The sequence below is a fragment of the Arthrobacter alpinus genome, assembly GCF_900105965.1.
Taxonomy (GTDB): domain Bacteria; phylum Actinomycetota; class Actinomycetes; order Actinomycetales; family Micrococcaceae; genus Specibacter; species Specibacter alpinus.
Window position 1 is genome coordinate 2,997,422 of sequence record NZ_FNTV01000001.1, and the last position, 22,804, is coordinate 3,020,225.

General features: G+C 61.5%; 21 protein-coding genes. 13 read left to right on the forward strand and 8 right to left on the reverse strand.

Annotated features, from left to right (window positions below):
• Positions 1-57: 57 nt before the first annotated feature.
• Both BLV41_RS13710 and BLV41_RS13715 read right to left on the reverse strand, forming a co-directional pair.
• Positions 58-1,113, reverse strand: a complete 1,056-nt coding sequence (locus tag BLV41_RS13710; RefSeq protein WP_074712132.1) for a LacI family DNA-binding transcriptional regulator — start codon at positions 1,111-1,113, stop codon at positions 58-60.
• Positions 1,114-1,121: 8 nt separating this feature from the next.
• Complete coding sequence (locus tag BLV41_RS13715; protein WP_044573439.1) at positions 1,122-2,369, reverse strand: ROK family transcriptional regulator; 1,248 nt, start codon at positions 2,367-2,369, stop codon at positions 1,122-1,124.
• Positions 2,370-2,507: 138 nt separating this feature from the next.
• On the opposite strand from BLV41_RS13715, the gene BLV41_RS13720 reads away from it, so the two are divergent.
• The 6 genes from BLV41_RS13720 to BLV41_RS13745 all read left to right on the forward strand — a co-directional run bounded on the left by BLV41_RS13720 (position 2,508) and on the right by BLV41_RS13745 (position 8,217).
• Complete coding sequence (locus BLV41_RS13720) at positions 2,508-3,242, forward strand: sugar phosphate isomerase/epimerase family protein (RefSeq protein ID WP_044573442.1); 735 nt, start codon at positions 2,508-2,510, stop codon at positions 3,240-3,242.
• Between the two features lie 6 nt (positions 3,243-3,248).
• Positions 3,249-4,355 (forward strand): Gfo/Idh/MocA family protein, encoded by a 1,107-nt coding sequence (locus BLV41_RS13725; protein ID WP_074712133.1) that lies wholly within the window; start codon positions 3,249-3,251, stop codon positions 4,353-4,355.
• A 13-nt stretch (positions 4,356-4,368) separates the two neighbouring features.
• A complete protein-coding gene (locus tag BLV41_RS13730; RefSeq protein WP_074712135.1) occupies positions 4,369-5,577 on the forward strand; it encodes a Gfo/Idh/MocA family protein in 1,209 nt (402 codons plus the stop codon).
• Positions 5,578-5,587: 10 nt separating this feature from the next.
• Positions 5,588-6,589 (forward strand): sugar phosphate isomerase/epimerase family protein, encoded by a 1,002-nt coding sequence (locus tag BLV41_RS13735; protein WP_044573451.1) that lies wholly within the window; start codon positions 5,588-5,590, stop codon positions 6,587-6,589.
• A gap of 236 nt (positions 6,590-6,825) precedes the next feature.
• Positions 6,826-7,731: a glycoside hydrolase family 25 domain-containing protein gene (locus BLV41_RS13740; RefSeq protein ID WP_074712137.1), complete on the forward strand. Its 906-nt coding sequence runs from the start codon at positions 6,826-6,828 to the stop codon at positions 7,729-7,731.
• 105 nt (positions 7,732-7,836) lie between these two features.
• Positions 7,837-8,217 (forward strand): RNA-binding S4 domain-containing protein, encoded by a 381-nt coding sequence (locus BLV41_RS13745; RefSeq protein WP_074712139.1) that lies wholly within the window; start codon positions 7,837-7,839, stop codon positions 8,215-8,217.
• Positions 8,218-8,391: 174 nt separating this feature from the next.
• Here BLV41_RS13745 and BLV41_RS13750 read toward each other — a convergent pair whose 3' ends face one another.
• The 6 genes from BLV41_RS13750 to BLV41_RS13770 all read right to left on the reverse strand — a co-directional run bounded on the left by BLV41_RS13750 (position 8,392) and on the right by BLV41_RS13770 (position 16,635).
• The gene (locus tag BLV41_RS13750; protein ID WP_044573465.1) at positions 8,392-10,065 is read right to left on the reverse strand and encodes a ribonuclease J; all 1,674 of its coding nucleotides are present in this window, start codon (positions 10,063-10,065) and stop codon (positions 8,392-8,394) included.
• A gap of 247 nt (positions 10,066-10,312) precedes the next feature.
• Positions 10,313-11,362 carry an LLM class flavin-dependent oxidoreductase gene (locus BLV41_RS13755; RefSeq protein ID WP_074712141.1) on the reverse strand — a complete coding sequence of 350 codons (1,050 nt, stop codon included), beginning with the start codon at positions 11,360-11,362 and terminating at the stop codon, positions 10,313-10,315.
• A 74-nt stretch (positions 11,363-11,436) separates the two neighbouring features.
• On the reverse strand, positions 11,437-11,580 hold the full coding sequence (locus BLV41_RS22115; protein WP_170835477.1) for a hypothetical protein: 144 nt from the start codon (positions 11,578-11,580) through the stop codon (positions 11,437-11,439).
• Positions 11,581-11,694: 114 nt separating this feature from the next.
• Complete coding sequence (locus BLV41_RS13760; protein ID WP_074712143.1) at positions 11,695-13,440, reverse strand: ABC transporter ATP-binding protein; 1,746 nt, start codon at positions 13,438-13,440, stop codon at positions 11,695-11,697.
• Positions 13,440-15,272 (reverse strand): ABC transporter ATP-binding protein, encoded by a 1,833-nt coding sequence (locus tag BLV41_RS13765; protein WP_074712144.1) that lies wholly within the window; start codon positions 15,270-15,272, stop codon positions 13,440-13,442. Before BLV41_RS13765 ends, BLV41_RS13760 begins: the two co-directional genes overlap by 1 nt.
• A gap of 355 nt (positions 15,273-15,627) precedes the next feature.
• Positions 15,628-16,635 carry a 1-aminocyclopropane-1-carboxylate deaminase gene (locus tag BLV41_RS13770; RefSeq protein ID WP_074712146.1) on the reverse strand — a complete coding sequence of 336 codons (1,008 nt, stop codon included), beginning with the start codon at positions 16,633-16,635 and terminating at the stop codon, positions 15,628-15,630.
• 125 nt (positions 16,636-16,760) lie between these two features.
• Between BLV41_RS13770 and BLV41_RS13775 the strand changes: the two genes are divergently transcribed.
• From BLV41_RS13775 to BLV41_RS22805, 7 genes are all read left to right on the forward strand, one after another.
• A complete protein-coding gene (locus tag BLV41_RS13775; RefSeq protein WP_074712148.1) occupies positions 16,761-17,414 on the forward strand; it encodes a GntR family transcriptional regulator in 654 nt (217 codons plus the stop codon).
• Positions 17,415-17,812: 398 nt separating this feature from the next.
• Positions 17,813-18,049: a hypothetical protein gene (locus BLV41_RS21715; protein WP_139244331.1), complete on the forward strand. Its 237-nt coding sequence runs from the start codon at positions 17,813-17,815 to the stop codon at positions 18,047-18,049.
• A 428-nt stretch (positions 18,050-18,477) separates the two neighbouring features.
• Positions 18,478-19,053 carry an alpha/beta hydrolase gene (locus BLV41_RS22120; RefSeq protein WP_170835478.1) on the forward strand — a complete coding sequence of 192 codons (576 nt, stop codon included), beginning with the start codon at positions 18,478-18,480 and terminating at the stop codon, positions 19,051-19,053.
• 487 nt (positions 19,054-19,540) lie between these two features.
• A complete protein-coding gene (locus tag BLV41_RS13785; RefSeq protein WP_139244332.1) occupies positions 19,541-20,263 on the forward strand; it encodes a hypothetical protein in 723 nt (240 codons plus the stop codon).
• A 223-nt stretch (positions 20,264-20,486) separates the two neighbouring features.
• Positions 20,487-20,858: a hypothetical protein gene (locus BLV41_RS13790; protein WP_074712150.1), complete on the forward strand. Its 372-nt coding sequence runs from the start codon at positions 20,487-20,489 to the stop codon at positions 20,856-20,858.
• A 41-nt stretch (positions 20,859-20,899) separates the two neighbouring features.
• The gene (locus BLV41_RS13795; protein WP_074713322.1) at positions 20,900-21,706 is read left to right on the forward strand and encodes an aminoglycoside phosphotransferase family protein; all 807 of its coding nucleotides are present in this window, start codon (positions 20,900-20,902) and stop codon (positions 21,704-21,706) included.
• Positions 21,707-21,845: 139 nt separating this feature from the next.
• Positions 21,846-22,499 carry a CatB-related O-acetyltransferase gene (locus BLV41_RS22805; RefSeq protein ID WP_083360782.1) on the forward strand — a complete coding sequence of 218 codons (654 nt, stop codon included), beginning with the start codon at positions 21,846-21,848 and terminating at the stop codon, positions 22,497-22,499.
• Positions 22,500-22,804 lie beyond the last annotated feature (305 nt).

The following is a 22,804-nucleotide window of genomic DNA, read 5'->3' on the forward strand; positions in this document are numbered from 1 at the left end:
AGCACTGAACCGGTTAACTTAAGTAGCGAAATCGTTACATCCACCGATTCGTGCGACCTAGCTGCGCGCAGCAGCCAAGCTGGTCCGGCGTCGCAAGATACCCGCTGGCATGGGCACATTCGCCCGCTCGTGACCCTGAACAATATCCAGCAACAGCAGGGCTGATTGGCGGCCCAATTCACCAATATCGCGGTTGAGCGCTGCAACAGGCGGGGAGCTGAATTGGCACATAATTGAGTCGTCCCAACTGACCACGGAAACCTGCTCGGGCACGGAAATTCCCAGTTTTTTCAGTCCGGCCAACCCACCCACGGCCATAAGATCGTTTCCGTAGAAAAGTGCAGTGGGAAAGTCTTTCGAGGCAGGATCCAGACCCGCCATCAGCGCAATGGTGGCCATCTCCCCGTCGGCCGCGGTGTAATCCGACGCCGTGACAACGGCGGAGATCCCCAACGCTTGCGCATGATCCACGACGGCGGCGCTCCTGGCACGCTCGTGCCCCAGCGTCGGCAGGCCCGAAATGTAACCGATTCGGCGGTGTCCCAGCTCATGCAGCGCCTGGACCACTGTGGCCGCATCGGCCGATTGGTCCACAACGGTTGCTGCACTTCGGGTTGCGAGTGCCCGGGTGCCGCCCACAACAACGAAGGGCAGGCCAAGATCGTTCAGCAACTGACCGCGGGGATCGTTGCTGCTCTCATCGAAAAGCAGGACCCCATCCACGCGGCCCTCCCCCACCCACCTGCGGTACACGGCCAGGTCCCGACGTTCGGTTGCACAGTCACCGGCAGTGTCCGGCGCAACTATCCGCAGCATGAGGTTTTGTTCGCGCTCACCCAGGACCGCCTCGATGCCCGCCAAAACACTCAGGTAGAAAGGCTCGGAACCCACGTGGGCAGGGTCGCGCAATAGGACAATGCCAATGGTTTCACTGCGCGATTGTGACAACGCCCGGGCACTTGAACTGGGGTACCAGCCCAGCGCCGCGGCCAACGCCAAGACCTTTTCACGCGTCTCCTCGCTAACTCCGGGCCGGCCGTTGAGCGCATAAGAAACCGATGCCTTGGAGATGCCCAACTGCTGTGCCAGGGAAGTGATTGTCACGTTGGGCATGGGAATTCCTAAGGCTGTTGCTGGACTAGAAGTTCCACACTTGCTGGTGAAAGGATGTGGTCGATGACCATGTGCCCGGCACCTAGGACGCCCGCGTGCCCGCCTGCCATCGACTGCACAATGCGCAATCTGGCCGTTGCAAGCGGAAGCGAACGTTGGTACACAATCTCGCGCACCCCGGCCATGAGGTATTCACCAGCAGAGGAAAGGCCTCCGCCAATCACAATGACGGAGGGATTCAAGAGGTTCACGCTCGCGGCAAGCACATCCCCCACATCGCGTCCGGCCTGTCGCATGGCGGCAATGGCGGCCAGATTTCCGCGCCTTGCCAGCTCGAGGACGTCCTCGGCTGTTGCTGCCGGAACTCCTGCCGCGGCCAGCGACGACGCCACGGCCGGGCCCGATGCCATGGCTTCCAGGCAACCGATATTCCCACAGCGGCACATCACATCACCGCCACGAGGAACGCGCACGTGCCCAATATCCCCGGCCGTTCCGTCGGCTCCTCGCTGAAGCAGCCCGCCGCTGATGATGCCGGCACCAATACCGGTGGCCACCTTTATGAAGAGTAAATTCTCGACGTCGGGCCAGTAGGAGGCGCGTTCTCCCAGTGCCATGATGTTGACGTCGTTGTCCACCAGAACGTCTACATCAAAGCGATTCTGAACGTACGCTGGCACATCAAAGCCATCCCACCCGGGCATGATGGGCGGGCTGGCCGGCTTGCCTGTGGAGTGCTCCACCGGCCCCGGCAGACCGATGCCGATCCCCACGAGCTCGCGTTCATGGCGCCCGGCCGTAGCGAAAATCTGGCCGCACAGTTCAAGCATTTGATCCAACACTGGCGTTGGCCCGGCAGCAATGTCGATGTCTTCGCGGACCTCGCTCAGCACAGCGCCACGAAGGTCCAGCAACGCCACGAGCATGTGCGTGGCCCCTACGTCCACGGCCAAGATGACGCGTGCGGAAGGCTGAAAAGCAAAGCGCGACGGCGGCCGCCCACCTGAGGAGACTGCCTCACCGGCAGGACCGATGAGTCCGGCTGCACTCAGGGCATCAATGCGGGCAGCAACGGTGGAGCGGGCCAATCCGGTGATGGTGGCTAGTTCCGCCCGGGTCCTGGCGCGCCCATCGCGCAAAAGTTGAAATACGTCGCCGGCGCGGGACTGCCCGTACGGCTGACCGGCAGAATCAGGGCTGTCGGCAGTGCTTGGCGACTCCCTGCGCGACTGGGGCAATCCTGGTGACTTTGGCATCCCCAATAAATAACACATGGGCTTCCAACTGTCACAATTCTTTAGATCGGTCATTAAATACAAACTTTTGCTTGACCATCGTCAAAAGTTCCCATAAGTTGATCTGGAACACACATTCATGCCTTTCAGGAGTTCCCAATGACGTATTCTCTGCAGCTGTACACCGTTCGCAAGCCCCTCGAAGAAGATCTGCCCGGCACCATTGCCCGCGTGGCAGAGCTTGGCTTCACCAAGGTTGAGCCCTACAACTTCGTTGCCACGGCCGACGCCTTGGCCGCAGCCTTTGCCGAAAACGGCATCACAGCCCCTTCAGGCCACGCCCCGCTGCTCAAGGATGACCAGGACGAGATCTTCGCCGCCGCCAACAAGTTGGGCATCACCACAGTGATTGATCCCTTCATCCCGGCCGATCAGTGGCAAACCGCAGAAGACATCCAGAAGATTGCAGACGGCCTCAACGCCGCAGCGAAGAAGGGCGCCGAATACGGCGTCCGCGTGGGTTACCACAACCATGCCTGGGAGCTGGAGTCCAAGATCAACGGCACCAGCGCCCTGGAATACTTTGAGACCCTGCTGGATCCGGAACTTGTTCTCGAAGTGGACACGTACTGGGTTTCCGTTGGCGGCGCCAACGCCGTTGACGTCCTGACCAGCCTCGGCGAGCGCGTCAAGTACATCCACATCAAGGACGGCCCCCTGACCACCGACAATCTGGCGCAACTTCCCGCCGGCCAGGGCAAGGTCCCGGTCTGGGACGTCATTGAAGCCGCCAAGTCCTTGGAAGTTGGCGTCGTTGAATTCGATGACTACGCGGGCGATATCTTTGAAGGCATCGCTGAAAGCCTCGCCTTCCTCAATGCAGGAAAGGCCTGATCCCCCATGGCAAAGACAGGACCCGTAGGCGTTGCCTTCATCGGCGCCGGAAACATCAGCAAGCAGTACCTGGACAACCTGACCAAGTTCCCCGACGTCAAGGTACTTGTCATTGCGGACCTCTTTGAGGAAGCCGCAGCCGCCCGCGCAGCCGAGTACGGCGTCGAAATTTCCGGCGGTGTGGACGTAGCCCTGAACCACCCCGACGTTGAAATCATCGTGAACCTGACCATCCCGGCGGCCCACGTTGAGGTTGCCACGGCAGCGATCAAGGCAGGCAAGCACGTCTGGACGGAAAAGCCGTTCTCCCTGGACCGCGAAAGTGGCTTGGGACTCTTGAAGGAAGCACAGGCTGCAGGCCTCCGCTTGGGTTGCGCCCCTGACACCTTCCTTGGTGCAGGCCTGCAGACGGCTCGCCGCCTGATCGACGCCGGCGAAATCGGTACGCCGCTCACGGCACTGACCATGTTCCAGTCCCCCGGCCCGGAGTCATGGCACCCGAACCCGGCATTCCTCTTCCAGGAAGGCGCCGGCCCGCTGTTCGACATGGCTCCTTACTACCTGACAGCGCTGGTTCAGGCCTTTGGCCCAATCGCCAAGGTGGCCGCCGTGGGAAATACCGCATTCCCCACGCGCACCATCGGCTCCGGCCCGAAGGAAGGCGAGGTGTTCGACGTCGAGGTTCCCACCCATGTCAGCGCCATTGCCCAGTTTGAATCCGGCGCATCCTCACACAGCGTCTACAGCTTCGAGTCACCCAAGGCCCGTATGGGATTTGTGGAGATCACGGGCACCGAGGGCACCATCTCCTTGCCCGACCCGAACAACTTCGACGGCGACATCAAGCTGTGCAAGCGCGGCGAAGATGACTGGACGTCCATCCCGGCAACCGGTCCCGCCGATGGCCGCGGCCTGGGCGTACTGGACATGGCCCGCTCCATCCGTGCCGGTGTTCCGCACCGTGCCACGGGCGAGCTGGCCTATCACGTCCTGGACGCCATGGTGTCCATCTCCGAGTCCGTGGACAGCGGCGAATTCGTTCAGGTCACCAGCACGGCTCCGACCTCCGAGCCCGTTCCGGTGGACTGGAACCCCGCCGCAGCAACCCTTTAGGAATCCTACGACTATGACCTCCCCTCAAACATCCGGCACCCGCCCCCTCGGCGTGGCCGCCATTGGCTACGCCTTCATGGGACAAGCCCACTCCAACGCATGGCGCACCGTTGCCAACCACTTCGACGTCCCTGACTTTGAACAAAAGGTTCTCGTAGGACGGGATGCCGTGGCCGTTGCTGCCGCCGCAAAGAAGTATGGCTGGAGTGAATCCGCCACTGATTGGCGGGAGGTCATAACGCGGGACGACATCGACATCGTCGATATTTGCGCCCCGGGATGGCTCCACGCAGAAATTGCGACGGCGGCACTCGCCGCAGGCAAGCACGTGCTGGTTGAGAAGCCGCTAGCCAACTCCTTGGCCGAGTCCGAGTCCATGGTTGCCGCGGCCCAGGCAGCGCGCAATGTTGGCGTACGCTCCATGGTCGGCTTCAACTACCGGAGGGTGCCGGCCCTGGCGCTGGCCCGCAAACTCATCGACGAAGGCGAGTTGGGCACTGTCCGTCAGGTCCGCGCGTCGTACCTGCAGGACTGGCTGGCCGACAGCGAAGCCCCCATGACGTGGCGGCTTCGCAAGGAAACCGCGGGATCGGGCGCCCTGGGCGACATTGCCTCTCACGCCATCGATCAGATCCAGCACCTGCTCGGCGACACCGTCACGGCCGTTTCCGGCAAGTTGCACACCTTCACCACCGAGCGTCCTGGTCCGGACGGGATCGAGCCTGTCACGGTCGACGACGCCGTGTGGGCAACGCTGTCCATGGCGGGCGGAGCCATGGCAAGCGTTGACGTTTCACGCGTGGCACTGGGACAGAAGAATGCCCTGCGCGTAGAGGTTTATGGCACGGCCGGGTCACTAACCTTCAACCTGGAAAACCCCAACGAGCTGTACTTCCTCAACGGCACCGAGCCCATTGAGGTTCAGGGATTCCGACGCATCCTTGTCACGGAACCCGAACACCCCTATATTTCAGGGTGGTGGCCGCAGGGACATGTGATTGGCTGGGAGCACAGCTTTACCCACCAGATTCGCGACTTCCTCCACAGCATCGCCGACGGAACCGATCCGTCACCGTCATTCGAGGAAGGACTCGGTGTCCAGCAAGTACTGGCCGGCATCGAGGCCTCATCGGCGGCAGGCGGATTGACCGTCCCGGTAGTGGCTGTCGAAACCACCCCGGCGGTTGAGCCTGTCGAAACCCAACTCCTCCACAACTCTTAAGGACCGACCCATGGCACGCCCCTACACATTGTTCACCGGCCAATGGGCCGATCTCCCCTTCGAAGAGGTAGCGCGACTGGCCTCCGACTGGGGCTACGACGGCTTGGAAATTGCCTGCTCGGGCGATCACCTTGACCCGTGGCGCTGGGACGAGCCCGGCTACGTTGAAGGCAAGCTTGCGGTGCTGGATCGCTACAACCTGAAGGTCTGGGCCATCTCCAACCACCTCAAGGGCCAGGCCGTGTGCGATGATCCCATCGACTTCCGCCACCAAGCGATTGTCAGCGCCAAGGTGTGGGGAAACGGCGACCCCGAGGGCGTGCGCCAACGCGCTGCCGAGGAAATGAAACTGACCGCACGGTTGGCTCAGGCGCTGGGCGTCAAGACAGTGGTTGGCTTCACCGGATCCTCGATCTGGCAGTACGTGGCCATGTTCCCGCCCGTTCCGGAATCCGTAATTGAGGCGGGTTACCAAGACTTCGCCGATCGCTGGAACCCCATCCTGGACGTCTTCGACGAATGTGGTGTGCGCTTCGCCCACGAGGTTCACCCCTCCGAAATCGCCTACGACTACTGGACCACCGTGCGTTCCCTTGAAGCCATTGGCCACCGTGAGGCGTTCGGCCTGAACTGGGATCCGTCGCACTTCATGTGGCAGGGCATTGACCCCGTCTCCTTCATCTGGGACTTCAAGGACCGGATCTACCATGTTGACTGCAAGGACACGAAGCTGCGCCCAACAGGCCGCAACACTGTCATGGGCTCGCACCTCCCGTGGGGAGATCCGCGCCGCGGCTGGGACTTTGTCTCCGCCGGCCGTGGAGACGTGCCCTGGGAATCATCGTTCCGAGCCTTGACGGCCATTGGCTATGACGGCCCCATCTCCGTGGAGTGGGAAGATGCCGGCATGGACCGCCTCCAAGGTGCGCCCGAGGCCCTGGCCGCCCTGAAGAAGTTCGACTTTGCACCGTCCGCACTGTCCTTCGACGCCGCGTTCAGCAACCAGGCCTGACGCCGCCGCGCCGAGCCAGACGGATCGCCGCAGGTGGAGATGTTGTGCAACGTCTCCACCGCAGCGTTTCGTCTGACTCGGCGTCCGGCGTAGATCGCCCGTTGTGTGACGGTGATCCTAACGAAAAATGCTGCTCGCCGGTAATCTTGGTAGCGGGGGAATGCCCGATGATTGCCGTCCAATGGCATCACACTTGCGGCACCGTCTATTAAAACGTTAGGCATTTCGCTATCTTTTTGCGCCTTTTCCACGCCCGCCGTCGATCCATCACCACAATTGCCGCCCTCATCGCCACACTGTCAGTGGCAATGGGAGTGTTCTTGGTGGCCGGAGCCGCGGCAACCACCCCAAAACTCGCAACAGCTTCGGCACCCGCTGCCGCGCCCGTTGCCCCAATCCAGGCGAGCATGGACACCACCACCCAGCCATCTCCCACTGCACAGACAGCAACCCCGGAAGCAGCAGTGAAGGAAACCACCCCCGCCGATCCTGCCCCCCAACTGGCCGCGCAGGGAAGTGTGGACTCCGAACTGGCGGGCTCGGTCAAGGCGATCGATTCCGCCAACATCATCACCGACCCCGCCTGGTTCACCAAGGCCTACGCGGACGGATTCCGGCTGTACGTGATGCACTCAACCATGTGGGACAGCTGCACGCAGTGGGAACACACCCTTCCGCAGCTGGAAATGGCGCTCGACGCCGGGCTGAAGATCGCCGTGTACACCCGTGACCCGAATTGCTGGGAGGCGGGCATCGCCGCCGCCGGGCCTTACGTCAACCGGCTGCAATTCTTCGCCCTGGATGTGGAAGACGGCGGAGTGCCCGTCACCCGTGCCATGGTCGACGGAGTGGCAGCCACCGGTGTTCGCCCGGTCATCTACACGGGTTCAGGCATGTGGGGCGGGCTTCAGGGCGCCACAACGGACAGCTTCTCCGACGTACCCTTGTGGGACACAGACACCTCCGCGTTCCCGTTTGAGAGCTGGCAGCCGGATCATTTGGCTCCTGCCCCGCTCCCCTACGGCGGCTGGAACACCCCGGGCACCATGCGCATCGCCAGTCAGCAGCAATTCGAGTTCAACTACAACGGGGTCGCCATTGACCTGAACTCCTTTGATGCCAGCTTCCTGACGGTACCGTAGGCTGCCGCACCGAGTCAGACGGAGAGCCGCAGGTGGAGATGTTGCGCAACGTCTCCACGGCAGCGTTCCGTCTGATTCGGCGTCCGGCGCTAGAGTAGATGAACTATGAGCATTCCCAAGAACGCACCCGCCTCAGTGCGCATTGACGCCTGGTTGTGGTCCATCCGGGCCTACAAGACACGTTCAATGGCCACGACTGCGTGCCGAGCGGGCCATGTGAAGCTCAACGATGCCAACGCCAAGGCCTCCCAAACAGTGGTTCCCGGGGACACCATCCGCGTCCGCCAGCCCGGCTACGACCGTATTTTGGAGGTCCGTGCCCTCATCAACAAGCGGGTCGGCGCCGAGGCGGCCAGCCATTGCTTCACCGACCACACTCCCCCGCGCCCGGTGTTGCCCGCGCTTGGCTTGCCTCAGCGCGACCGGGGGACCGGCCGGCCCACCAAGAAGGACCGCCGCGACATGGATAAGCTCCGCGGCGAATGACCCCTTTCATGGCTACCGCTCACCAAAACGGGGCGAAGCCGCCAAGCGCCCCACAAGATACGCCGTTCTCGCGGGTTGGCCCCGTTCTCGCGAAGTAAGCACCGTTAAAGCCACGTGCCGCCGTCGTTCATGGTGAACGACGGCGGCACGTGGGCCGAGCGAAAAGCTGGTGACTTATGCCTCGACGATGATGACCGTGTAGACCGGCTTGCGGCGCAGTGCGCGGTCCGACCAACGCAGCAGTGCCTCGGCGATGGCCTTCTCGGCGCCGTGGCCCGTCTTCTCGCCGCGGAGAGAAGCAATGGTCTTCTCAACGATGACGGTGGCCTTGTCGGTGTCCTTCTCGGCGAGGTTGAAGCCCACGGCGAAGTACTCCGGGTCTTCTTCGATCTTGCCGCTGTCGGGATCAACGATCAGCAGAACGGTGACCGCACCGTCTTCGGCCAAACGAATACGATCCTGCAGGGACTCCTCGGTGGCCGCACCCGGAATCATGTTCTCAACGTAGACGTAAGCAGCCGGAACGCTACCGGATACCTTGACAACGCCGTCCTTGAGGTCGATCGTGGTGCCGTCTTCAAGGATGAACGCATTCTTCGGGTCAACACCGGTGCGGACAGCCAGCTCGGCGTTGGCCTTCAGGTGACGGTATTCACCGTGCACGGGCATGACGTTCTTCGGGCGAACCAAGTTGTAGCAGTACACCAATTCGCCGGCACTGGCGTGACCGGAGACGTGCACCTTGGCATTGCCCTTGTGGACAACGTTGGCACCCTGCTTGGTGAGGTCGTTGATGAGGCGGTAGATCGAGGACTCGTTGCCGGGAACCAGCGAGCTGGCCAACAGGACGGTGTCGCCCTCGGTCAGGTTGATCTGGTGATCGCCACTGGCCATACGCGCCAAGGCAGCCATGGGCTCACCCTGTGAACCGGTGCAAATCAGAACGGCCTTGTTGGGGGCCATGCGCTCAAGTTCCTTGGCGTCAACGAGCATGCCGCGCGGAATCTTCAGGTAGCCAAGTTCGCGCGCCGTGGTCATGTTGCGGACCATGGAGCGGCCAACGAAGGCGATCTTGCGGTTGTACTTGTGGGCAGAGTCGATGATCTGCTGGATGCGGTGCACGTGGCTCGCGAAGCTGGAGACAACAACACGGCGCGGGGCTGTGCGCATGACCTGGTCGATGGCCGGGATCAGGTCAGCCTCGGCTGCCAGGAAGCCCGGAACCTCGGCGTTGGTGGAGTCAGGCAGGAACAAGTCCACGCCTTCCTCACCCAGACGGGCAAAGCCGGCCAGGTCGGTGATGCGCTTGTCCAGCGGGAACTGGTCCATCTTGAAGTCGCCGGTTTCCAGCACGAGGCCGGCGGGCGTACGGATGGCGACAGCCAGGCCGTCCGGGATGGAGTGGTTAACGGCAAGGAATTCGACGTCGAACGGGCCGAACTTGCGGCGGTCGCCTTCCTTGACCTGGACCAGCTTGCCCTTAATGCGGTGTTCATCAAGTTTGGTCTTCAGGAACGCAAGGGTCAGCTTTGCGGAGATCACGGGAATGTCGCCGCGGTGCTTGAGCAGGTACGGGACACCGCCAATGTGGTCCTCGTGGCCGTGAGTCAGCACCAGGCCAACAACGTCCTGCCAGCGGTTCTTCAGGTAAGAGAAATCGGGGATGATGACGTCAACGCCGGGGTGGTGCTCCTCTGGGAACAGCACGCCGCAGTCAACAATCAGCAGCTTTCCTGCGAACTCGAAGACGGTCATGTTTCGGCCAATTTCGCCCAAACCACCGAGGGCCACGATGCGCATGGCACCGTCGGCGAGGGCGGGAGGGGTTTGGCGAGCTGTTCTTCTCATGGATTCCAGACTTTATGGTGTTGTGGGCGTCAGGCTGGCGATGTTGCGCCGCCGTTTGTTGCGATTCTTTCGGCCAGTAGCTGACCGGTATCGCTAAAAAATTAGGGGGTTGCTATGCCGATTTTACCACCGTGGCCGCCGTTGCATTCCCCAGCCCTCCGGAAGGCGCGAATGAGGCGCAAAGCCGGGTGCCGGCGTCGCACGTTTAAGTACGACGCCGGCACCCGGCTTGGCCCGAATCGGGACCTTATGCGGTGGCTGGCTCCCATCCGATGGCGGGGGCGATGTGCTCGGCAATGTTGGCCAGCATCTTCGTGTTGTAGGCAACTCCGAGCTGGTTGGGCACCGTGAGCATGAGCGTGTCCGCGGCCTGGACGGCGGCGTCGGCGGCGAGGTCGCGAGCAATATCTGCGGGGTCTCCCATGTAGCTCTTGCCGAAGCGCGAGAGCAGGCCGTCAATCATGCCCACCTGGTCCTTGCTATCGGCTTGGGCGCGCAAACCAAAGTACATGCGGTCCGTGTCGTCGACCACGGGGATGACACTGCGACTGACCGAAACCCGCGGAGTGAACGCGTGACCGGCCTTGGCCCACTCATCGCGGAACAACTGAATTTGTTCGGCCTGGAGCTGGTCGAACGGCACGCCGGTGTCCTCGGTCAGCAGGGTTGAACTCATCAAGTTCATCCCCTGCTGCGCAGCCCAAACTGCGGTTGCGCGGGACCCCGCACCCCACCAAATACGTTCGGACAGGCCGGGAGCTTGGGGTTCGATGCGCAGCAGACGCTCCCCGCCCATGTACGCGTGCTCGCCGGGTTCAGCCACGCCGGCGCCGGAAATCGCGTGCCGGAAGGCGGCTGTGTGCCGGCGGGCCATGTCAGCCGCCGTTTCACCGTCGAGCGGGTGGTAGCCAAAATCGGCCGCACCGTTGGCGGCAGGTTCGGGTGAACCACGGCTTACGCCGATCTGCAGCCGGCCATCGGCGATCAGGTCCGTGGCTGCAGCCTGCTCAGCCATATAGAGGGGGTTTTCGTAGCGCATGTCGATCACGCCAGTGCCGATCTCGATTCGGCTGGTGCGCGCCGCGATGGCGGCCATGAGCGGAAAGGGCGCAGCCTGCTGCCTGGCGAAGTGGTGGACGCGGAAGAAGGCGCCGTCAATGCCAAGTTCCTCAGCCGCAACGGACAAATCGATGGCTTGGTGCAGGGCATCGGCCGCCGTATTGGTCTGCGAGCCGCGACCCGTTCCGTAGTGGCCGAAGGACAGGAACCCTATGCGCTTCTTGAAGTTTGTTTCCATGATTGGCACAACGGAACCCGCCAGCCAACTATTCCATGCATACGCATATAGCTAGCGGGCGGTTCCGGATTAGCTCATCGCTTCTTCGTGATGTGGGCGACGGGATCGGCGGATTCATCGGCCGCGCCTCGCGCCTTCTTCAGTGCGCGTTTGGCCTTGATGGCGTGACCCTTGTCCACCTTTTTGTGTTCGTGGTGGTGTGGTTGTTTGTCGGGCATGGTTAACTCCTTGTGATTCCAAGTCGTTACGCACCGGGCCGGCCGGTCCAACGCGTCCCCCGCTTTGAACGGTACGCGCTTTTCCGGCCGACCAACAGGATGACTTCCTAGCCCCTATGCGTCTTGGCGCCACGAATTCCACAGTGCGGCGTAGGAGCCGTTCTGTGCCAGCAATTCATCGTGCGAGCCAAGCTCCGAGATCCGCCCCTTTTCCACCACGGCGACACGGTCGGCGTCGTGAGCTGTGTGCAGCCGGTGCGCAATGGCCACCACGGTCCGCCCCTCAAGAACAGCGCTGAGCGAAAATTCCAGATCGCGGGCAGCCTGCGGATCGATCAAAGATGTTGCCTCGTCCAGCACCAGCGTGTGCGGATCGGCCAGCACCAGCCGGGCGAGCGCCAACTCCTGCGCCTGAGCAGGTGTCAGAGTGTGCGAACCTGAGCCCACTTCCGTAGCCAAGCCCTTGGGGAGGGCGCGCACCCACGCCAGGGATCCGACGTCGGCCAGGGCCTTTTCGATCTCGGCGTCACTGGCATCGGCCTTGCCGAGGCGGACGTTGTCGGCCAGGGTGCCCACAAATACGTGATGTTCCTGGGTCACCAGGGCAACTTCGCCGCGCAGCTCGTCCAATGGGCGGTCCACCAGCGGCACCCCGCCAACAGTGACCGAGCCGGCGGTAGGTCCGTGAATGCCTGCCAGCAACCGGCCCAAGGTGGACTTGCCTGCGCCGGAGGGACCCACCATGGCGAGCCGCTCCCCTGGCCTGAGCGTGAGATCGATCCCGTGGAGCACATCATGCCCGGGGCGGTAGGCGTAGCGAGCCTTGTCCACCACCAATAGATCACCACTGGGGACGGCGTCTGTGGCGGTGCGGTCAGCCTTGACGTCTCGAATTCCCACAATGCGGGCCAGCGATGAGGCACCCACCTGAATCTCATCGATCCACATGATGAGTGTGTCCACGGGATCAATGAGTTGCATGGCGTAGAGGGCAACGGTTGCCACCATGCCGGTGGTCACCAGATCCTGCGAGGAAAGCCAGCCACCCCACAGGAGCACGCCTGCCACCGGGAGCCAGAAGGAAAATTCGGCCACGGGGAACAGCACTGTGCGCAGGCCCAGCGTGTATTTTTCCTTCTCAAAACAGTTGCGCAGTGCAGCATCAATCCGGTTCCGCCTGATGGGCCCCAAGCTGAGCGCATCCACGGTGCGGGCACCTTCAATGGTCTCGGTGATGGAGCCGTTGAGGCCCGCGTAGCTTTCCCGCTCCGCCAAATAGCCGGGGGTGGCACGCTTGAGATACCACCGCGTCACGGGCACCAAAAGTGGCACCCCGATCAGCAGCGCCACGGCCACGAGCGGGCTGGTCAGCACGGCGGCTGCCACCGTCAACGCAATGGTCGCCACGGAAACCAGCACCTGCGGCACACCAAAACGCACGGTGTGTGAGACCGCGTCAACGTCATTTGTGGTGCGGGAAACCAGATCACCGGTTCCGGCTTTTTCCACTGTTGAGAGTGGCAGCGAGGTGACCTGCTCCATGAATTCCTCGCGCAGCTGGGCAAAGACCTTCTCCCCGAGCACCATGCCCTTGCGTCGTGCCCACCGGGCCAGCAGGGTCTGGACAATCACGAACCCGGCAAGGCTCAGCGCCACAGTTGCCACGAAGCTGGCCGTGGTGCCGTGACTGATGGCGTCCACCAGCCTGCCCAGCAAAAATGGCCCGGCCAGCCCGGCAATTGCGGAGACTACGTAGAGTCCCACCACGCCGGCGAGTGGCTTCTTGTGCATGCGCATGAGCCGCAGCCCCTCGGCCTTGACCTGGGCGGAATTGGCCACAGGCAGCTTGGTTTCAGCCATTACTTCTCCCCTCCGTGCGTGGTGATGTTGTCCAAAAGTTCGACGCCGTTGCTTGCGCCGGTGCCATCGCCGGCCTGAGCGCCGCTGGTCTCGCTCGCGTGGCCGTCCATGCCTTCGCCACGGATCACCACCTTGCGGTAGTCAGGGACGGTGTCCAGCAGGTGGCGGTGCGTGCCCTGAGCCTGCAGCTTCCCGTCCTGAAGGAAAGCCACGGTGTCCATGGCGCCCAGCAATAGCGGACTGGCCGTGACCACCACCGTGGTGTGGCCCGGCGTGTTCCGGGCCCGGCGCAAGGCGGTGGCGATCCGTGATTCGGTGTGCGCATCAACGGCACTGGTCGGTTCGATCAGAACCAAGACCTCCGCGTCCGTCAATACGGCCCGCGCAAGGGTTAGACGCTGCCGCTGACCGCCGGAGAAGCCGCGACCCTTCTCGGTGACCTCATCATTCAGTCCGTCTTCCAGACCATCAAAAACATCATCCGCGCTCGCCACGTCAATGGCGGCCATGATTTGGGCATCGCTGTGATCCCCTGCGGGATCCAGTTCCTCACGGAGCGTTCCCGTAAAGAGCTGCGGTTCCGCATCCGAGACCACAATGCGTGAGCGCACCTCGCGCAGCGGCATCAAGTGCAGGGCCTCATCACCCCAACGCACCTCGGCCTCGCGCAACACGGCGTCCTCAAATCGTCCAAGCCTGCGGGCAAGATCGGCCGACTGGGCAGGATCGTCCGAGACGATGGCGCTCAGCCCGCCCGGGGTGATCACCACACCCGAGACCGAGTCCAGCAAAGCGCTCGGCGAGGCGGGAGACGGCACTGTTGTCTCGGCGTCGTGCACGGCAGAGGGGGTCGCCAAAACATCGATGATGCGCTTGGCACCAACCTGGGCGCGGATGAAGCGGGACACGGCATCGGACGCGGTACGGATGGGCGAGACCAGGAAGACCGCATAGCCGTAGAGCGCAACGAGCTGACCGGCTTCGATCTGCCCGGACAGGGCCTGCATGGCACCAATCCAGGTGAAGGCAACGCTAAACACGCCCACCACAAACACCTGCGTGGCATCCAGATCGGCCAGCGAGTAGGCAACCTTGTTGCCGGCTAGCTGAGTTGCCCGTGACCGTTCCCGGTAGCGCTCAACGAAGATGTGCTCGCCGCCGATGCCGCGCAGCACGCGGAGTCCAGCTACGGTGTCGGCACCGAGCGCCGTCATCTGGCCGGAAGCCTCGCGCTGTTCTTTTTGGCGCCGTTGCAGCGGGCGGATCACAAACAACATGCCGGCACCGCAGAGCGGCACGCCAAAGAGCACCACAAGTCCTAGTTGCCACGACGTTTGGAATACCAAGAAGGCGACCAGGAGGTAGCCAATCACTGAACCGGCAAGGCGCGCAGCCACATCAAAAATCTCGCCAATGCGCATGGCGTCGGAGGCGGTTGTGGAAACCACCTCACCCGTGGAGAACTTTTGCGGGAGCGCATCGCCGCTGCGAGTCACCTTGTGGCCCACCACTTGGGCGGATCGGTAGGCGGCCTGAAGCCAATTGCTCACGGCGGCGCGGTGGCGCAGCGTCGCGGAGACCGATTGGACAATGGTCAACCCAATAAGCAGCCCAACCCACATGGACAGCCGGGCAAAATCGCCGGGCAGAATGCCCAGATCGATCGCCTTGCCAAGAATATAAGGAGTCAACGCCTGGCATACGGTCCAGATGGTGCCATAGGTGACGCCAAGCAGGAGCGTTCCGCGCTGCGCACCGGCGAGCCACAGGAGGTATCGGCCGGGCGAACGGAGATCGGGCTTTCCAGCGGGTTTATAGGGAAAAGAGCGCACTACGGCCTTCTAACAGGAATCGTGGATTGGCAGACGTACAGAGCGCGATCCAGCAATCCACCTTTAAGGCGGAGCGATCGGCGCGGGGGCGGGGGCTGCGTTATCTATCTCACAATTAATTACCCTAACGCACGCCGAGCCAAGCATTCAACACAAAATCACACAGATTTGCCCCGGTTTCGGATTCCACCTCCGCCGGTCCCCCTCTTGCTGTTTTTCGCCACGAGTGGCAGCAATTCATTTCTTTCCGCCGAACCTCATTTCTTTCGCCGCTGTAACCGGACCCGTTCCGAAAAGACAAGTTGTCGACTGTGCACTCGATCCGGACCGGCCTCCTCGATGATTGGCAGGGGAATTAGCGGAACAGACCGCTGTAAGCGTTGAGCGCCAGCTGGCCGCCGAGGTGTGCATAAAGAACGTTGCTCGTGGCGGGAATGTCTTTGGTGCGGACCAGGTCGATGAGGCCGGCCATGGATTTGCCCTCGTAGACGGGGTCGATGATCATGCCTTCGAGCGAGCCGGACAAGCGGATGGCCTCCATCGTGGACTCCACGGGGATGCCGTAGAGGTCGCCGGCCCAGCCTTCCCTGACGTCGATTTCCTCGTCGCGGAGCTCGCGGCCCAGCCCGATGAGCTCCGCGGTGTGGCGGGCGATGCGGGCCACCTGTGCGCGGGTCTTCTCGATCGTTGCGGAGGCGTCGATGCCGATCACGCGGCGGGCGCGGTCCTGGCCGGCGAATCCAGCGATCATGCCGGCGTGGGTTGAGCCGGTGACCGTGCAGACAATGATCGTGTCGAAGAAGACGCCCATTTCCTCCTCCTGCTTTTCAACTTCATAGGCCCAGTTGGCGAAGCCAAGTCCGCCGAGATGGTGCTCGGAGGCTCCTGCCGGGATGGGGTACGGTTTGCCTCCGGCGTCCTCAACCTCCTTAATGGCTTGTTCCCAGCTGCTGCGGATGCCGATGTCGAAGCCAGCTGAGTCGAGCCGGACGTCGGCACCCATAATGCGGGAGAGCTGAATATTGCCCACGCGGTCGCTCAGCGGGTCCGGCCAGTCGACCCAGTTTTCTTGCACCAGACGGGCCTTCATGCCCAGCTTCGCGGCTACGGCGGCAACCTGGCGGGTGTGGTTGGACTGATATCCGCCAATGGAAACCAAAGTGTCGGCACCTTGGGCGATGGCGTCCGGGACAATGTATTCAAGCTTGCGGGTCTTGTTGCCGCCGAAGGCCAGGCCACTGTTGACGTCTTCCCGCTTGGCCCAGATCTTTGCACCGCCCAAGTGTGCGCTGAGCCGGGGCAGATCATGGATGGGACTGGGCCCAAAGGTCAGCGGGTAACGTTCAAAATCTGAGAGGGCCATGGTGTCCTTATCGACTTGGATCAGCAAAACTCGAATGCAATATATTGCATACCAATGAAGTGATGCTGTCAAGGGTTTAGCGATGACGGTACGTACCTTGACCGCGGCGATATATCCTATGTTGCATGCCCACTCCCCTGCCCCATGGAATCCACAAACGCTCCCTGCTGCGCAATGACGTCTACCAATCCATAAGGGATGCGATCATTGATGGCACTTTTGCGCCTGGTGAACGGCTGCGCGATCCCGAACTGGAAGCTTGGTTAGGCGTCAGCAGAACCCCCATTCGTGAGGCGCTCCTGCGGCTGGAGCGGGCCGGACTCATTGTGTCCCAACCTGGCCGGGCAACGATCGTGGCCCCCGAGGACCCCGCCGCAACGTCCAACGCGAGGCAGGTGGTGGCCGCAATGCACGAGCTGGCCGCCCGCCTGGCCGTACCGCTGCTGGTCCCGGATCAGCTCTCCGCCATGGTTGTTGCGAACGCGGACTTCTCCGCTGCTCTGGAGGCGGACGACGTCGATGCAGCCTTAGCTGCTGACGACCAGTTTCACGCCGTGGTCGTTGACGCATCGGGAAACGCCATGATTCCAGTGGTGTTGGAACAGGCCATGCCGGTGTTGCGGCGCAGCGAGTTCCAACACTTCAGCACCGATGCCGCTAGGCACTCAGTCACGGTGCACGCACAGATCATCAAGCTCGCCAGTATTGGGGATGCCGATGGAGCCGCGCTAGCAACTCGAGACAACTGGCTTTCATTGGGCGCAGAACCAAGTATTTGAACTCAGCGAAACCGGCGGCTAGGGCCGGGTCACTTGTAGCGGACGAATGGAGCCGGGTCGGCAAAACTGGAGCGCCAAAATGGCCCCGGAATTGTGTCCCGGATAAGGCCCCTTCACCGGGCATTTTTGCGGACCGGTCTTATGGGACACCCGAACACGCCGAAACATAAAAGCACAGGTCAGCGAGGGGTTTGTCCGGTCAGGGACCGGCTTGCTGGACAGATTTGCGGCGTCTATACGGGACACCCCTTTTGGGGACGTACGACAGCTTCGGAGGTAAGCAAACGTCGTACCGTTCTATCTGCGCTTATCTGTCGCTTGGTGAGTGATGAGCCAGTCATTGCACATTCGTAGCTACCTTCAAGGAGTCGGAGCGCTTGTGTGAAAGACTCGTAATCATGCGAGAAATTATTTGGGGATGGCTTAGCTCTGCGCTTGGGTTAGCTGTATTGGTTTTACTGTTCGTCTACGGCATGCAGAGTGGAACCTGGCTGGATGAAGTCGGTTCTTTGCGTGTATCGCCACCGACTTTCATGGTTCCTTTTGCTATTGGCGGCCTTGGCGTAGTCCTGTTCCTTGGTGGACTGATCATAGGTTTAGTTGCGACCGGTGAACGCGCACAGCAACGCCGTTAGCGCGTTATTCCTCATGGCCCCGCTCCGCTCTTTCACCGCTGTGGTGAGTGCAGCTACCACCGCCTTAGACTTGCCGAATACGCCCATCGGAACCAATACAGAAGCCAATCCTCAAGAACACAAGGGCAATCATTCGGGGAAGACGTGAAATCTATCGAAACGCCTCTGCATGCTGTCCACTGGATCGACAGTTCAGTCGATGGCCCTCATGGGTCTATCCCCGTCCGGAACTACTCACCGCCACGCAGTACGTCAACCGCCAGCACCACACCGATCGTTTGGATCCACGGGGAGGATTCTCCAAAGGAAACCTCGATCAAGCGGAATCTCACGACGTCGCCCTAGCCTTGGCAGCAGCTGGATTTCGCGTCATCACCGTTGCATATCAACTCGCAACCGTCTCGAAATTTCATTGGTCTGCACGCGGATTGCGGCGGTCCCCGGCCATTCACTACCCGATACCAGTCAACGAGGTCGTTGCTGTAGTTCAGGAAGTGCAACGCGAAGCTCAAAACGGGGTGATTCTGGGCGGCGCAAGCGCCGGTGCGTGTTTGTCGGCCGCTGCAGTACTTCGCCTGGCAGGCGATGGGACTGATGCTCTTGCGGGCGCCTTTTTTGCTTACGGACTTTTTCATGCCCGGCTTCCGATCCGGTCGCGCGAATTGCGCCGCCGGCTCCGTGGCTTGCGTCGTTTCTTTCACACGCCGACGGCTCTCAACTTGATGAATCTTCACTACGCAGGCAAGCGATCGGCCCTATACGAATCCGATGCTTTTCCTGGTGGACACCCTTTGCATGGGTTCCCGCAGACACTCATGATTGATGCCGATCATGACTCAATGCGCGCATCTGGCAGTCAATTCGCCCAGGAACTTTCTGCGGCCGGGATCGCAGTAGACCGCCAAGTGCTGCCCGGAGCTTTCCACGCCTTCCTCAACCGTCCGGAAGACCCGAGCTTTGTCACGGGCCTAGACCTTATTATCGAATGGGCCCGCGGGGTATGAACGTGTGACCTTCGCCCACGGCCAATGAACCGGAGCTGGACATGCCCGGTGAACTTTCCCCCTGCGGACAGCTTTGTTGATCTCGTAGCTGTTGTTACATTGGGCCATCCACCCGGCCGGTGCCGGACCGGCCCACGGGCGCAATCGATGCCTAGAGCGTGTAGGACTTTGTTGTTAATTCCGGCTCGGGCCAGGCGTGGTTGAGTCGAGGTCTAGCTTGGGTTGGCCATGGCTTGACGGCATGCCGGTGCGATTGCTCACCCGGGGATGATTCCGAGGGAAGGCCAACGGCAGGCTTGGTGTTTCTGCTGAAGGGAACGCTGTGGATTGTGTTTGGTAACCGCAGACGAGCAGGAACTGCCAGCTCGCGGATGGATCGCATCAGGCTAAGTACGCCCACTCGAGTGGTCTTCGGCACGGTGGCCGATAGTGTTATTCCGGTTGAGGATCACTCGACCCAAGAATTGAGACCTGATTGGGGAATTACGTGAAGAAGTTTGCGATGCATGGCGCCGCGGTATCGGCGCTTGTAGTTATGGCACTAACTGGCTGTGGTGGGTCCGGGGACGCAACCGTGCTGGCTGGGTCGACGGCTTCCGAGACGCCGACTCCGAAAGCGGCGAAGCAGTACAGCAATGACGAGCTCATGGCGATGGTCAAGCAAATCAAGCCCGGGAATGGCACGGAGCTGACGACCGCTTCCGCTGAAGAACTCGCCGAGGCCAACCCGGTGAAGGCGCTCATGAGCATGTTCACCGTCGAACCGGCCGAATGCAAAGAGCTTGAGACTTTGGGATCTTCGGAGCCGGTGGCAGGCTCGACCTCGGCCGCCGGCGCGGAGGTGAACAACGAATCTGGGGTGATGACCATGGTGACGCTCACTTCAGGGGTTGATGTTGGGGCGCTGCAGCAGAGTCTCGACGCCAACGTCGCCCATGCGGCCCAGTGTGCGAACATGACGCTGTCTATGGCTGGTCAGTCCATGACCGTGACCACGGAGAAGTTCGCGGGCATCAGCACGGTTCCGGGAACTATCGCATACAGGACAGCCATGACATCCCCAAGTGGTGCTGCACAAAGCACCTACATGGCTTACGCCATCAAGGATGGTGTCCTCATTTCCGTCACAGCATCCGGCAAAGGTGCCGAAGCCAGCGGTGTCACATCAGCCGGGGCACTGATGGACCAAGCCGCAGCACTGGTCAAGTAACAGCGGCCCACGCGACGGCTATCTCAGGGACAGGGCCGTGATCCTCCTGGGGGATCACGGCCCTTACTCGATCTGTCGCCAGGGTCAGGAGGAGGGTTCTGGCATTGCGGGTACTGTCCCTTCGGATTTGTACCCCACCCCGCGGAGCCCTGTCCCGCCGCCGAACACAAGGAGGGTGCCCGCTAAAGGATGGTGAACTTATCGAATTCGCCGACGGACACCCGTGGACTTGGTATTGCGAGTCCGACCCACGGTCTCAACAGTTGCGGCATTGTTGGGTAAAGATTCGGCAGAACTCATCGATGAGTCGTTCGCCGTGTTGTCAGTGGTCGCCCAACCATTGGCCGGACGCCCCGGCCTCGGCGCAGAACGCCTTGATGCGCTGATGACTGCAGCCCAAGCAAAAATCTACTGTCTTCAAACAACAGTCCCCAATGGTCCTGCCCCGCGGCTCTACAGGCGCAAGGTTTTCCGGATCCTTGGATCCGGACCGGACGTACCAGATGGACTGCCCCGTTCAGCAACTGAACGTCCCACAGAAGGTCCGGCATACCGGAGGCAGGTGTTCGCGATAATCGAGGCCGGCAACCACTGATTGAAAGACCGTCCGTCTGTCAACCCGATACGATCTTGTTCATGGATTGGGTTGCGGGAACAGTGCCGGCGTACATGGATCGGTGGGCCATAGGGCAACGCGGGGACATGGTCATCACTCCCTCCAGCTGGCTAGTTCCAGGTCGCTGGCATGATCGAAACGTCATGCTCAAGGTCGCCCGCGTTGCCGAAGAGGCCCGCGGTGGCCGCGTCCTAGCTTGGTGGGCCGGTTGTGCCGCAGTGGACGTGCATGAAGTCACCGACCAGGCCGTCCTGATGGACCTGGCCTCCGGCCGACGGACCTTGACAGCGATGTGCCAGGCAGGCCGCGATGATGAGACTACTAGTATCCTCTGCGAGACCATCACCTCCCTGCACGGCGTCCCTGACAAATCGTCTGCTCCCAGTGATCTCGTGCCCTTGGCGCTTTGGTTTCAAGACCTGATCGAGCCACATGCTGCAAAGCCTCATGCAGGCAACCTTGAGCGAGCCGCAACCATCGCGCAGGGGCTGCTGGAGGCTTCGGCCGCAGAAGCCCATGTGGTTCTCCACGGGGACGTCCATCACGGCAATGTTCTCGACTTCAACGGGCGTTGGCGTGCGATTGACCCCAAAGGATTGTTTGGCCATCGGGCGTTCGACTACGCCAATATTTTCTGCAATCCGTCCACGGACGTGGCGTTGTCAAATTTCCACAGACGACTTGCGATCGTCAGCGAGCACTCAGGGCTCGACGTCGATACGGTGAGATCATGGGTCATCGCTTGGTGCGCCCTTTCGGTCGTGTGGAGCGACAAGAGCGGCGGCCAACCATGGACGGCCCACGCCATCTTGAGCACGTTCGGCTAGCACCATGGGCTGCGGTTCAGCTGGCGAAACCTGTCCGCAGGAAGTTCCGTTTGCGGGATGGTCCGAATGCCAAAGAGCCCACCCGATATCTTCCAGGCTCCCCGACGGGCATATCCTTCAATAGGGCTAAACTAACGTGATGTCTTCCGTTGACGCTCCTGACCCCATGCAAATCCATCCGATCGCAGGACAGGACCGCGTGGTTTTTCTCAAACCTCTTATTCAGAGCCCCTTGATTGAAGTTGGCGAGTACAGCTACTACGACGATCCTCGGCATGCCACTGAATTTGAAACCAGAAACGTCACCCATCACTACGGGCCAGACAAACTGATAATCGGTAGATTCTGCGCCATCGCCTCCGGAGTAACGTTCATTATGAACGGTGCCAACCACCGAATGAACGGAGTCTCCACCTACCCGTTTCCCATCATGGGAGGCGCCTGGGGCGAACACCGTGATCTCGTGACTGACCTACCCTCTCGCGGGGACACGATAGTCGGCAACGATGTCTGGATCGGCGGAAATGCGACGATCATGCCAGGTGTACGCATCGGCCATGGGGCGGTAATCTCCACAGAAGCCGTCGTTGCCAAGGACGTGCCAGACTACGGGATAGTTGGAGGAAACCCGGCCACGCTCATAAGGCACAGGTACTCAGAGCAGGACATCCGAACGCTCATCGAGCTTGCCTGGTGGAACTGGCCTGTACCGATAATTACCAAAAATGTTCGTGCCATTTCGGACGGATCTGTCTCCGCACTAAGCACGATAGCTTCATCGCTCGACCGCTGATCAGCGTCAGCGTCAGCACGGCAACTCGAAACAAGATGCCCCACTGAGCGCTAGCCATGCAGGACTGACTACGTTCGGAGCAAGCTTGTCCCAGCCCGGCCTGAACCCTTACCGTGAATATCCGTCCCGATCAGCGACAGATCCCGAACCGCTAACGCCGGATACTGTTCCATTGTTCGTGGAGGGACGGAACGCAGCAAGGCCGTCATCTTGGGCAAAGGGCGTCGCTGAGGCGAAGTAGACCGGCACGGGGAGCAGCGGGCCGGGACGGACCAAGAGCGGCCCCGGCCGCTAGGTAGCGCGCA

Excerpts from the sequence above, each read along its gene's own strand:
- BLV41_RS13710 (WP_074712132.1), bottom strand. The coding sequence starts at position 1,113 with ATGCCCAACGTGACAATCACTTCCCTGGCACAGCAGTTGGGCATCTCC.
- BLV41_RS13715 (WP_044573439.1), bottom strand. The coding sequence starts at position 2,369 with ATGCCAAAGTCACCAGGATTGCCCCAGTCGCGCAGGGAGTCGCCAAGC.
- BLV41_RS13720 (WP_044573442.1), top strand. The coding sequence starts at position 2,508 with ATGACGTATTCTCTGCAGCTGTACACCGTTCGCAAGCCCCTCGAAGAA.
- BLV41_RS13725 (WP_074712133.1), top strand. The coding sequence starts at position 3,249 with ATGGCAAAGACAGGACCCGTAGGCGTTGCCTTCATCGGCGCCGGAAAC.
- BLV41_RS13730 (WP_074712135.1), top strand. The coding sequence starts at position 4,369 with ATGACCTCCCCTCAAACATCCGGCACCCGCCCCCTCGGCGTGGCCGCC.
- BLV41_RS13735 (WP_044573451.1), top strand. The coding sequence starts at position 5,588 with ATGGCACGCCCCTACACATTGTTCACCGGCCAATGGGCCGATCTCCCC.
- BLV41_RS13745 (WP_074712139.1), top strand. The coding sequence starts at position 7,837 with ATGAGCATTCCCAAGAACGCACCCGCCTCAGTGCGCATTGACGCCTGG.
- BLV41_RS13750 (WP_044573465.1), bottom strand. The coding sequence starts at position 10,065 with ATGAGAAGAACAGCTCGCCAAACCCCTCCCGCCCTCGCCGACGGTGCC.
- BLV41_RS13755 (WP_074712141.1), bottom strand. The coding sequence starts at position 11,362 with ATGGAAACAAACTTCAAGAAGCGCATAGGGTTCCTGTCCTTCGGCCAC.
- BLV41_RS22115 (WP_170835477.1), bottom strand. The coding sequence starts at position 11,580 with ATGCCCGACAAACAACCACACCACCACGAACACAAAAAGGTGGACAAG.
- BLV41_RS13760 (WP_074712143.1), bottom strand. The coding sequence starts at position 13,440 with ATGGCTGAAACCAAGCTGCCTGTGGCCAATTCCGCCCAGGTCAAGGCC.
- BLV41_RS13770 (WP_074712146.1), bottom strand. The coding sequence starts at position 16,635 with ATGGCCCTCTCAGATTTTGAACGTTACCCGCTGACCTTTGGGCCCAGT.
- BLV41_RS13775 (WP_074712148.1), top strand. The coding sequence starts at position 16,761 with ATGCCCACTCCCCTGCCCCATGGAATCCACAAACGCTCCCTGCTGCGC.
- BLV41_RS21715 (WP_139244331.1), top strand. The coding sequence starts at position 17,813 with ATGCGAGAAATTATTTGGGGATGGCTTAGCTCTGCGCTTGGGTTAGCT.
- BLV41_RS13795 (WP_074713322.1), top strand. The coding sequence starts at position 20,900 with ATGGATTGGGTTGCGGGAACAGTGCCGGCGTACATGGATCGGTGGGCC.
- BLV41_RS22805 (WP_083360782.1), top strand. The coding sequence starts at position 21,846 with ATGTCTTCCGTTGACGCTCCTGACCCCATGCAAATCCATCCGATCGCA.